The 11,296-nt window shown below is 43.2% G+C and carries 10 protein-coding genes; 5 read left to right on the top strand and 5 right to left on the bottom strand.

The window, feature by feature from the left end:
• The first annotated feature begins 33 nt into the window (after window positions 1–33).
• Complete coding sequence (locus tag NOS7524_RS16425; protein WP_015139609.1) at window positions 34–2,802, top strand: isopeptide-forming domain-containing fimbrial protein; 2,769 nt, start codon at window positions 34–36, stop codon at window positions 2,800–2,802.
• A 49-nt stretch (window positions 2,803–2,851) separates the two neighbouring features.
• Here the strand turns inward: NOS7524_RS16425 and NOS7524_RS16420 are convergent, their stop codons facing one another.
• On the bottom strand, window positions 2,852–3,112 hold the full coding sequence (locus NOS7524_RS16420) for a MoaD/ThiS family protein (RefSeq protein WP_015139608.1): 261 nt from the start codon (window positions 3,110–3,112) through the stop codon (window positions 2,852–2,854).
• Between the two features lie 245 nt (window positions 3,113–3,357).
• Here NOS7524_RS16420 and NOS7524_RS16415 point away from each other — a divergent pair, with 245 nt between their 5' ends.
• Complete coding sequence (locus NOS7524_RS16415; RefSeq protein WP_015139607.1) at window positions 3,358–4,689, top strand: aromatic ring-hydroxylating dioxygenase subunit alpha; 1,332 nt, start codon at window positions 3,358–3,360, stop codon at window positions 4,687–4,689.
• A 97-nt stretch (window positions 4,690–4,786) separates the two neighbouring features.
• Here NOS7524_RS16415 and NOS7524_RS16410 read toward each other — a convergent pair whose 3' ends face one another.
• The 3 genes from NOS7524_RS16410 to NOS7524_RS16400 form a co-directional block, all read right to left on the bottom strand.
• A complete protein-coding gene (locus tag NOS7524_RS16410) occupies window positions 4,787–5,416 on the bottom strand; it encodes a J domain-containing protein (protein ID WP_015139606.1) in 630 nt (209 codons plus the stop codon).
• A 251-nt stretch (window positions 5,417–5,667) separates the two neighbouring features.
• A complete protein-coding gene (locus tag NOS7524_RS16405; RefSeq protein ID WP_015139605.1) occupies window positions 5,668–6,261 on the bottom strand; it encodes an ATP-dependent Clp protease proteolytic subunit in 594 nt (197 codons plus the stop codon).
• A 239-nt stretch (window positions 6,262–6,500) separates the two neighbouring features.
• Entirely contained in the window at window positions 6,501–7,163 is a 663-nt protein-coding gene (locus NOS7524_RS16400; protein ID WP_015139604.1) for an ATP-dependent Clp protease proteolytic subunit, read from the bottom strand.
• Between the two features lie 250 nt (window positions 7,164–7,413).
• On the opposite strand from NOS7524_RS16400, the gene NOS7524_RS16395 reads away from it, so the two are divergent.
• Together NOS7524_RS16395 and NOS7524_RS16390 are read left to right on the top strand one after the other, a co-directional pair.
• Complete coding sequence (locus tag NOS7524_RS16395; RefSeq protein ID WP_015139603.1) at window positions 7,414–8,667, top strand: vWA domain-containing protein; 1,254 nt, start codon at window positions 7,414–7,416, stop codon at window positions 8,665–8,667.
• Window positions 8,668–9,951, top strand: a complete 1,284-nt coding sequence (locus NOS7524_RS16390) for a vWA domain-containing protein (RefSeq protein ID WP_015139602.1) — start codon at window positions 8,668–8,670, stop codon at window positions 9,949–9,951.
• A 394-nt stretch (window positions 9,952–10,345) separates the two neighbouring features.
• On the opposite strand, the gene psb34 is transcribed toward NOS7524_RS16390, so the two are convergent.
• Complete coding sequence (gene psb34 / locus NOS7524_RS29540; protein ID WP_015139601.1) at window positions 10,346–10,516, bottom strand: photosystem II assembly protein Psb34; 171 nt, start codon at window positions 10,514–10,516, stop codon at window positions 10,346–10,348.
• Window positions 10,517–10,627: 111 nt separating this feature from the next.
• Here psb34 and NOS7524_RS16380 point away from each other — a divergent pair, with 111 nt between their 5' ends.
• Window positions 10,628–11,245 carry a PAP/fibrillin family protein gene (locus tag NOS7524_RS16380; RefSeq protein ID WP_015139600.1) on the top strand — a complete coding sequence of 206 codons (618 nt, stop codon included), beginning with the start codon at window positions 10,628–10,630 and terminating at the stop codon, window positions 11,243–11,245.
• Window positions 11,246–11,296 lie beyond the last annotated feature (51 nt).

Raw genomic sequence — 11,296 nt, 5'->3', positions numbered from 1 at the left:
GATGTAGTGTTTGGAAAATTTAAAACCTAACTAATGAAATTTTTATTTAATTATTTACAAGCGATCGCTACTATGAAAACGTCGTTATCAAAAAGCTACCAAAAACAATGGTTAAGTAGCTTTGCTTTTTTGCTAGGCATTTTAGGTTATTGCACACAACCTAGCTGGGCAGAGGGTAGTAAAGAATTAGTGGCAAATGATGGAAACAGGCCTTATGTGGAATGGTCACAACGCTCCACAGCAGGTATTCCTAGGCAGACTACATTTCAAGTTTATGTACAAGCTGGAGAAACAGTTTATCTTGGTTCTAGTGTTCACAGTAGTGCTAACGGAACTCAAGATATTGTCTACCGTAGCCCCTTTAGTAGCCAAAATGGTTCTTGTGATGTCATCAATGGTGCTTTCGGTCATATTGACACAATAACTAAAGAAAATTTAGGACCTGCTCCCCTAGCACTTGGTGGTTACACTCCTTGTAGCTTTATTGCTACAGAAACTGGTATTTATAAAGTTGAGTTTCGCGCTCCTACCACTAATAGTGATCCCACTGTGGTGTCTGAAAACGCACAATTCCCCATAGATAGTACACAAGGTATGGGTGTTGCTGCTTGGGATATTACAGTGGCTCGAAATGGTGTGGCTCAAAAAGGACGCGTATTTACTAACTATATAGCCATGAATATGGGTAGTAATGGCCTGGCTCTTAAATCTAAATTGTATATTCAAACGAAAGACGGATATCTCTATGAAACCGATATGAATGGAATCGATCCTTATGGTTTCATCTTCTTTGCTAATAACCGGGGATATCTTGATAAAACTAACAATAGTACGCTTTACCGGAGTGCCGTTGCTTCCAATAACGATCTGCTATTCAATGGTAACATCCGTGTTCAAGATCCCAGTATTCCCGATACGGCTACAGATATTACCCACTTAGTTTTCTTTAATCGTCCCGCTCCAGAAACGCTAACTGGTTTAGGAATTCCTCTAACAGCTACACCACCACCAATCCCCCAAAATTTTCTCTTTACTGGTGGAACAGGTGGTAGCGGTAATCAAACTTTTGTCGGTGTGGGAGGCTACTTTAGTTTTAATGTTAGTTCTAGTGGTAGTTATCAAATTATTATTGATACTAATAATGATGGCATCTTTGACCCCAGCGTAGACCGGGTATTACAAAATATCATGCCTTCTGGCTTCAATGTAGTAAGTTGGGATGGCAAGGATGCTAACGGGTTAAATTTGCCACCGCGCTCAGAAAATGCACCTTACACCGCCCAAATGACTACTAGAGCAGGTGAATATCACTTCCCGATGTTGGATGCGGAGAATAATACTTCCGGGTTTATAATCACTATGGAAAACCCGCCTGTTACTTTTCCTGCCATCCAAGACGTAAACGGACAAAACATTGGGCCTACCACTATTTATTACAATGACAGCAATTATGTTACCGCTAATGGCACATCTGTAAATTTAAATGGTACAGGAGCTACTAACCCGCGAAATGCTGCCAGAGGTATAAATAGTGCTATGGGAGAACACGAGTTTAGTAATAACTATGGTGATTTTAAAGGCATAGATACTTGGACATATTTCCCTAGTCAGGCTGTCTTTACACCCCTGGTAATTACTACCAATACTCAGGCCAATGTTAGAGGAACTAAATCTGTTCGCTTCTCAGCAGACAATGATAGTAGTGGAACTGTGACTGTAGGGGATACGGTTGAATATACGATTACCTACTCTAATTTAAATCCTGGTAATAGCAACGCTGTAGATTTTGTTATTAATGATACTTTGCCATCACAAATAACTTTTGTAAATGCAACTATTGTGACTCAGACATCAGGCAATAATATCACTTTGAATCCTAGTTACACTGGCACTGGTGCTTTAACTAATTCTGGTACTTTGCGTGTCGGAGACACCATCACCATTAGAATTACCGCCACAATTAACAATGCCAATGCTGGCAATCCGATTATTAACCAAGCCAATGCTAACTTTACAACCCCTGACAATCCTACTGGAACAGTAGGCACAGCGTACACAGACGCAGATTCGGCTGGTGCTACGACTAATCCGCCAATTGTAGGAAATTACTTTGCTCAAACTGCTGATGATGGTTCCAATTTAGGTAATGATCCCAGCAAAACGGATGATGATGAGCCTACACTGTTTACAGCTGTTATCAATCCACCTAACTTATTATTAGTCAAACGTATTACCCGTATTAACAGTCAGGATTTAACCGATCTTGTAGATGGGCGGAGTGATGTAGCTACTACTGCTAGTAACTATGTAGCAGCACTACGGGAGACTGATGACAATGATTTCAAATGGCCAATTGGTTATTTACGGGGTTTAATCAATGGTGGAAATGTTAAGCCCGGAGATGATTTAGAGTATACAATCTATTTCCTCTCCAATGGTCAAGGTAATGCAACTAATGTGAAAGTCTGTGATTTAGTACCTAATAATGTCACTTTTCTGCCTGCTGCTTTTAATAATCAAACTCCTAACGATGGTGGTTTAGCTGGGGCGGATCAAGGTATTGCTTTGGCTGTAGGCTCGAATACAGTATTTCTGAGTAGTATTGCAGATAGCGATCGCGGCACTTTTTACCCAGCCAATGACCCCAATACACCCAGCTTTTGTCCTAGCAGCAACACTAACGGTGCTGTAGTAGTTAACATCACAAGAAATCCAGATTTACCCAATCTACCCCAAGCAACTGGCTCTGGTACACCAACTAATTCCTATGGTTTTGTTCGCTTCCGCGTTCAGGTTAGGTAATAGGCAATAGGAATTAGTTTTCCTCCCCTGCTCCCCTTGCTCCCCTGCTCTAACCACCACTTACGGGGGGAATTAACACTACTTCATCACCATCTTTTAAGACTGTATCGGGTTCGACGAAAATTAAATTAATGCCAAAGCGGGTGATGTCTCGCCATTTAGCTAGTTCTGGGTGTTCCATGATGAGGCGATCGCACACTGCACTCACAGGTGTACTATCAGGAAATTGTAATCTTAGTTCTGACACTCCATAAGCCTCTTGATAAGCGGCAAATAATTTGACGGTAATGGTGATTGCAGAATCGCACATAAAATTTTTTCATACCGATTTGACGGTATGAGGATTTTTGTTCAAAAACGCAGACTAACACGGTAAGAGGTTTGATTTCACAGACACAGATTACACTAAAAATATTTCGCCAATTTAGGTCATGATTAAACTTGGATGTAAGCAGTAACTGGTTAATTGCTGACTCAGATCGGCACAAAATTTGACTCTTAACTCTACCTATGGTTATATACGGTTTCTTAAAATTTATTTAATTTTTGGACAAAATGCAAGCTGAATTCAATTTTTTTCAAAACTGGTATCCGGTATCACCTATTGAAGATTTAGATCCCCAAAAACCAACCCCAGTTACGGTTTTAGGACTGCGGTTGGTAATTTGGAAACCCAAGTCTTCTGAGACTTACCGAGTATTTTTAGATCAGTGTCCCCACCGTCTAGCTCCCTTAAGTGAGGGACGTATTGATGAGCAAACGGGGAATTTAATGTGTAGCTATCACGGTTGGCAATTTGATGCTCAGGGAACTTGTACCCAGATTCCCCAAGCTGAGAATCCAGAACTTGTTACTAAAAATCAAAACAACTTTTGTGTAACTACATTACCAGTGCGCCAAGCCAATGATTTGCTTTGGGTGTGGCTGGATGCTCAATCACCAGAATTAGCTGCTGCTCAAGCACTACCTTTATCACCGCAAGTAGATGCGAATAAAGGTTTTGTTTGGAGTTCTTTTGTCCGTGATTTGGAATATGACTGGCAAACCTTAGTAGAGAATGTGGCAGATCCTAGTCATGTTCCTTTTGCTCATCATGGGGTACAGGGTAATCGAGAAAAAGCCAGGCCTATACCCATTAGTATTGTGCAATCCACAGCCAATTTAATTGAAGCGGTGACTACTGGAGGTTTCCAAACCAAAATTACCTTTGAACCGCCTTGTCGTTTGGAGTATGCCATTAGTTTTGGTGATGCAGGCAAACAGGTAGGACTGATAACTTATTGTATTCCTGTAGCTCCTGGTAAATCAAGAATTGTAGCTCAATTTACTCGTAACTTTGCGAAAACACTGCATCGTTTCATACCCCGTTGGTGGGATCACATCACTAACCGTAATGCAGTTCTGGATGGAGATATGATACTTTTACAGCAGCAAGAGTATTTTCTTCAACAAAAACAATTAACTGAAAGCTGGAAAACTGCCTACCAGTTACCTACCAGTGCAGATCGCTTAGTAATTGAGTTTCGCAAATGGTTTGATGTTTATTGTCGTGGTCAATTACCTTGGTCAGAAGTGGGAATTAGTCATGCAGAATACTCAACCATTAATAGCGATCGCTCTGTCATCTTAGATCGTTACAAACAGCATACCCAACATTGTAGTAGCTGCCGTAATGCCCTGAAAAATATCCAGCGATCGCAAATCATACTGCTGGCATATTCTGCCATTACTATAGCTGGTGCTGCCATCCTACCCGACACCCTCAGACTTCAGCTAGGTTTACCCCTCATCATCACGGCACTCTTAAGCCTTGCTACTTACGCTTGGCTAAAATTCTGGCTAACTCCAAAATTTTACTTCGTAGACTATATTCACGCTGAAAGGTAGGGAGTGGGGAGTGGGGAGTGGGGAGTGGGAAGAAGCAGGGGAGCAGGGGAGAAAAACTAATTCCTATTGCCTATTGCCTATTGCCTATTGCCTTTTTCTAAAAAACCTGCTCCAACTTTTGGAAGTCGCGCTGTACTTCTTCCCACAAGGCTTTGTTATGGGGGTCAGTTTTTAAGGCTTTTTTGAGATAAACTCTGGCTTTGAGGAGTTGGTTTTCATTAATGAGGGCGCGTCCCCAAATTTGATAAGCGATCGCTTGCCATTGGCGTACTTCTGCGTCTTTAGGTAAACGTGCTGCTAAGGCTTCGGCTAAGGCGATCGCTTGGGGAAATCTTCGTTCTCTTAAAAACCGTTGTAGTTGCTCATACGTCTTCCACTTCAGCCTTTGCTCAATTTCCGCAATGTTAGGAGGTTGGCTTGTTGGTGGCTTTTCTGTTGTAACTGTGGCTTTAGGTGCTGTTTTTGGACGGGCAGCTTGAGTTTCTTGGTGGCTAGAGGTAGGTGTAGGCGACTGTTGCGGCCGTTGGGCAGTCTCCTCTGGTGGTACAACTGTCAATAAAAATCTATATGCCTCAGTCAAGGCAATAAATTTATCTTTAGCTTTTTTGTCCCCTGGATTAATATCAGGGTGATATTGTTGGGCCAGTCGTCGGTAAGAGGCTTTAATGTCGGTAAAAGAAGCACCCGACCTTAAACCCAGTAAACGGTAGCAATCTCCGAGATCCATCTTGATATATCAGTGGTTGAATATCTCAGCTATCAGCTACTAGCTGCCAACTGAAAATTTTAATAATAAATAATAATCTTATATTTTATAGTTCATATTTGACAGATTTGTAAGGGATTAGGGACTAGGTATTGAGTATTGGGTATTGGGTACTGCTAATGGGACATTTAGCATATAAGAGAATATTATCCTCTACTTCCCTGCTTCTTCCCAGTCCCCAGTCCCCAGTCCCCAGTCCCTAATCCTAAATCCTAAATCCGTTCTTCAATCACACGGTCAATCAAGCCGTATTCTTTCGCCTCTTGGGCAGACATGAAAAAGTCGCGATCCATGTCTTTTTCGATTTTGGCTAAGGGTTGACTGGTATTGTTGGCATAAATCTGATTCAACTGGCTACGAATCCTGAGAATTTCTCTGGCTTCGATTTCGATGTCGGTGGCTTGTCCACGAGTACCGCCAGAGGGTTGGTGAATCATAATCCGGGAATGGGGCAATGCTAGACGTTTGCCTTTTGTGCCAGCTGCCAACAAGAAAGAACCCATGGAAGCGGCTAAACCCACACAAATTGTCACCACATCTGACTTGATGTGCTGCATGGTGTCATAAATAGCCAAGCCGGATGTTACCATCCCACCAGGGGAATTGATATATAAGTAAATATCCTTACCTGGGTCTTCGGAATCCAAGTACAGCATGACAGCGATGATTTGGTTAGCAATTTCATCATCAACATCACGCCCAAGGAAAATAATCCGTTCCCGATACAGGCGATCGTAGATGCTAATCCAATCTGTAAATTGGCCTCCGGGCATCCGATAAGGAACTTTAGGAACTCCTATAGGCATATTTGACTCCGTTAATAGTTAATTGGGTATGGGGCATAGAACATAGGGCATGGGGCATTGGGGACTGGGGATTGGGGATTGGGGATTCGTTCAACCTCTTCCTTGTCTCCTCTTCTCTTCTGCCTTCTGACTTGAAAATGCTATTTAGATGAGTATCTATATAGCTCAGTCCCGCACCACATTTTTATGCTTGGCTGTGAAACTTGTTTCATCGGGACTGCCTTCTGCCTTCTGCCTTCTTAAAGAACACTAGCTGGTAGTGGGGGATTGGCGAGTTCTTCTTTTTCAAAGACTCGATCAATTAAGCCGTATTCTTTGGCTTGGTATGGAGTCATGTAGAAGAGACGATCCATGTCTTTGGTAACTTTTTCTGGCGGCTGTCCTGTAGTACGAGACAGAATATCAACCATTGAGGCTTTGTTAGCTAGAACTTCCTTAGCTCGAATTTGAATATCTGTGGCTTGGCCTTGGGCGTAGCTCTTGGGCTGGTGCAAGATAATACTGGCATTAGGTAAGCTAGCACGGCAACCTTTTGTACCAGCACTCAGTAACATCGCTGCCATACCCATCGCGGAACCAATACAAATGGTGTGGATGGGGGGCTTGATATATTTCATGGTGTCATAGATGGCGAAGGCTTCGGTTTCAAAGCCGATGGGTTCACCACTATAACCAGAAGTGCCAGTAGAGTTGATATAAATTTTAATCGGCTTTTCGGGGTCGTCGGACTGCAAATACAATAGTTGGGCAACTATCAATTCCGTGACAGCAGGTACCAGTGGCATCCCCAGATAGACAATTCGCTCCTTTAATAGTAAGGAAGGTAAATCTGGCGGCGGTGTCCGGTAGAAGTTATCGCCGTAGTAAGGGGCTTGAACAGCCTTGATGGGGGAAATGTCCATAGCAACTGATCGCCTGATATTGTGCCGTTAACTGTAATACATCCTAGCGCGATGCTAGCTATCTGCAAGTGCGGTTTTCTCGCTCATGGACAAGATAGCCGGGCATCTGCCAATGTTTGGCTCCTAAGATATTCTGAATATATTATCTGAAATATCTTAATGGATGGCTTTATTTAAGTTTTCCGTAGCATTGATGTAGCGATTTGAAGTTATTCATGAATGTATATATCCTGACTAGGATGTTTGGGTTATGAAAGTTAATTTGCAACCTGTTCTCAATGATGCCAATCTCGACGCGAACCAAGCCAGCTCTCAGCGTCAGCTGTCGATTTCTATTTCCGCCGGTGCAGAACCACAAGACCGTACTGTTCCCTTAAATTTATGCCTGATTCTTGACCATAGTGGTTCGATGAATGGGCGACCTTTAGAAATTGTCAAACAAGCGGCGAATCGTTTGGTGGATAGGCTCAAGGCGGGCGATCGCCTGAGTGTGGTAGCCTTCGATCATCGTGCTAAGGTTTTAGTCCCGAATCAGGTGATTACAGATCCAGAACAAATCAAAAAACAAATTAACCGTCTGGCGGCTGATGGTGGTACAGCCATAGATGAAGGTTTACGGTTGGGGATTGAGGAGTTAGCCAAAGGGAAAAAAGACACGGTTTCTCAAGCCTTTTTATTAACCGATGGGGAAAATGAACACGGTGATAACAATCGCTGTTTAAAATTTGCTCAGTTGGCGGCTGGTTATAACTTGACTTTGAATACTCTGGGATTTGGCGATAACTGGAATCAAGATGTTTTAGAAAAAATCGCTGATGCTGGGTTGGGGACTTTATCTTATATTCAAAAACCGGAACAAGCTGTGGATGAATTTGGTCGCTTGTTCAGTCGGATTCAAACGGTGGGTTTGACTAATGCTTATCTGCTATTCTCCCTCATGCCCAATGTCCGACTAGCGGAACTCAAACCCATTGCCCAAGTTGCTCCAGATACGATTGAGTTACCTGTGCAACCAGAAACTGATGGCCGCTTTGCTGTCCGCTTGGGAGATTTGATGAAGGATGTAGAAAGGGTAATTTTGGCTAACATTTATCTGGGCAAATTACCAGAAGGTACACAGCCGATTGCTAATGTCCAGGTGCGCTACGATGATCCTTCTCAAAATCAAATCGGTTTATTCACGCCGAATATCCCCATTTATGCCAACGTTGTCAGGGTATACCAACCAGAACTAAATCCCCAGGTGCAGCAGTCAATTTTGGCATTAGCTAAATATCGCCAAACCCAATTAGCAGAAGCAAAATTACAGCAAGGCGATCGCGTCGGTGCGGCTACCATGTTACAAACGGCTGCGAAAACTGCTCTGCAAATGGGTGATACAGGGGCGGCGACGGTGTTACAAACCTCAGCTACACAACTCCAAGCTGGACAAGATTTATCGGAAAGCGATCGCAAGAAAACCAGAATCGTCTCTAAAACCGTGTTGCAGGATACTTCTTCTTAGATGAAAGTGCAATTGCTCTCAGCTTTAAGTGACCACAATGTTGATGCGGCGCAAGTCAGCAGCCAGCGTCAATTGGCAATTTCCATTTCTGCGATCGCCGAGCAGTTTGAGCATAATTTGCCGCTTAATTTATGCTTGATTCTGGATCAAAGTGGTTCCATGCACGGGAAACCTCTAAAAACGGTGATTGAGGCTGTAGAGCGATTATTAGACCGATTACAGCCAGGCGATCGCCTCTCAGTTGTGGCGTTTGCGGGGTCTGCCCAGGTCATTATCCCCAACCAAGAAGTTTTAGACCCCGAAAGCATCAAAGCCCAAATTAGAAAAAAATTAACTGCTAGCGGTGGTACAACCATTGCTGAGGGTTTGCAACTGGGAATTACAGAATTAATGAAGGGGACAAGGGGCGCTGTTTCTCAGGCGTTTCTGCTTACCGATGGTTACGGTGAAAGCAGTCTGAAGATTTTGAGGTGGGAAATTGGCACGGATGACAGCAAGCGTTGTTTGGAACTGGCGAAAAAAGCGGCAAAAATCAACTTAACTCTTAATACTCTGGGATTTGGCGATCGTTGGAACCAAGATTTACTCGAAAAAATTGCTGATGCTGGTGGCGGGACTCTCACCCATATTGAGCGTCCTGAACAAGCAACCCATCAATTTAATCGTTTGTTTACGCGGGTGCAGTCGATAGGACTTACCAATGCTTACTTGCTGCTGTCTTTAGCACCTCATGTCAGGTTGGCAGAACTCAAGCCTATGGCGCAAGTTTCCCCAGACATTATTGAGTTACCCGTGGAGACAGCCGCCGATGGTAGTTTGGCTATCCGCTTGGGCGACTTAATGAAAGATGTGGAACGGGTGGTTTTGGCTAATTTGTACTTAGGACAGTTACCACCAGGACAACAGTTAATTGGGAATATGCAAATCCGCTACGATAACCCAGCATTTAGTGAAGAAGGCTTGCTGTCCTCTAGCTGGCCTGTTTATACCAACGTTTTACAGGTATATCAACCAGATTTTAATTCCCATGTCCATCAATGGATTTTAACCTTAGCGAAATATCGCCAAGCACAGTTAGCTGAGACGAAATTACGACAAGGCGATCGCTCCGGTGCCGCGACAATGTTACAAACAGCTGCCAAAACAGCTTTACAAATCGGTGACAAGAACGCCGCCACAGTTTTACAAACTTCCGCCACCCGCCTGCAATCTGGGCAAGAACTCTCAGATGCAGAACTGAAGAAAACTCGGATTGCTGCTAAGACAATTTTACAGAGTTCTTGATCCCACAAAAAGCCCAGCAAAATCACAATTCGCAACGATGCTCCCGCCCCTCTCCGCTCTAAGCGTAGCTATGCCGTAGGCTTTACGCAATTGAGAAATCCTGACTTGACAAGAGTTTTCGGATTTGGATCTGTTTCAATATTTTCGTGAATTGGTATAGCTGTAGACAAGGCGATTAGGACATGACTAAAAGCTCAAACTCATTCATGGCATGGATTTTATTATTGCAAGAGTGCCTATTGCCTATTGCCTATTGCCTTCTGCTATATAAATGACTTTTACCTCATGTCCTTTGTAATTCCACTCATCCGCAACAAAAAACCCCAGCCGCCAAGCTGAGGTGATGAGGAGAAGTCCGAATGACGATGAGAAGCTGATACCGAAATTAAAAATTTTAGCTAACGCCCAAGGCAACCAAAATCAAAGTAGTGACGAGTAATGTAGCGTATGCACCTTGTAATGCGTAGCGGCGTTGTTCCTCTTGGGTGGGATAGTTAGCATAGTACATTTCAGGTTCGTTGGCGTAGTTATTCAGAATGCCGTTTTCGTTAATGGTGGTATACATAGTTTTTTTCTGTGTTTGTTAACTTATGTAAATAAATTTAACAATTTTGTTACGAAGTGTCAACCTAACTTGACAATAAAAGGCTGATGACGCTAATAGAATTTACTTATCATGATGGGGAATGAGAGCGCGAGATTTTCCTGGAAGCATGAGCTATGGCAGCAATTAGAAGCCTTAGATGTACAGCAAGCCTTGTTTCCATCTCCAGAACCAAAGATTGATGAAATCGTGCAGCAGTTAGAGAACATCAATCCCATCCCCAACCCTCTGAGTGTCAATCATTTAGCTGATTTAAGAGGTGACTGGCAATTGGTGTATGCTTCTCGCGGAACGGTAATTACTCGCCCTTTGGCATCAGTTGCTGATGTTTGGGGTGGAATAAAAATTAAACGTGTGTGGCAAAGGTTGATTACAGGTGATACCGGAAACATCTCTGCTACCAATGGTGCTGAGTTGGAATTACCACTATTAGGAGACTGGCAATTGTGGACTGAGGGATTTTGGAGTTGGGGTGATGATGAGCAGATGGCAAAAGTGAGCTTTCATTCCTTTGCTGTGCAAGCTATTAAACCCTTTGGGATATCTAGCTTGAGCTTACCGCCATTAAAAATCCCGGTATTAGAATTTTTACGCCAAGAGGCTGTATGGATAACCTCATATTTAGATGAAGACATCAGGGTAGGGAGAGGTGCAACAGGTAATCTGTTCGTCTTTCGCCGTATGATGTAATCCAACCAGATTCCTATGTGGGAAATCTGGCTTATCGCCTCTTCCTACTTT

The organism is Nostoc sp. PCC 7524, from assembly GCF_000316645.1.
Classification (GTDB): Bacteria; Cyanobacteriota; Cyanobacteriia; order Cyanobacteriales; family Nostocaceae; genus Trichormus.
This window is presented reverse-complemented; position numbering and strand designations above follow the sequence as displayed.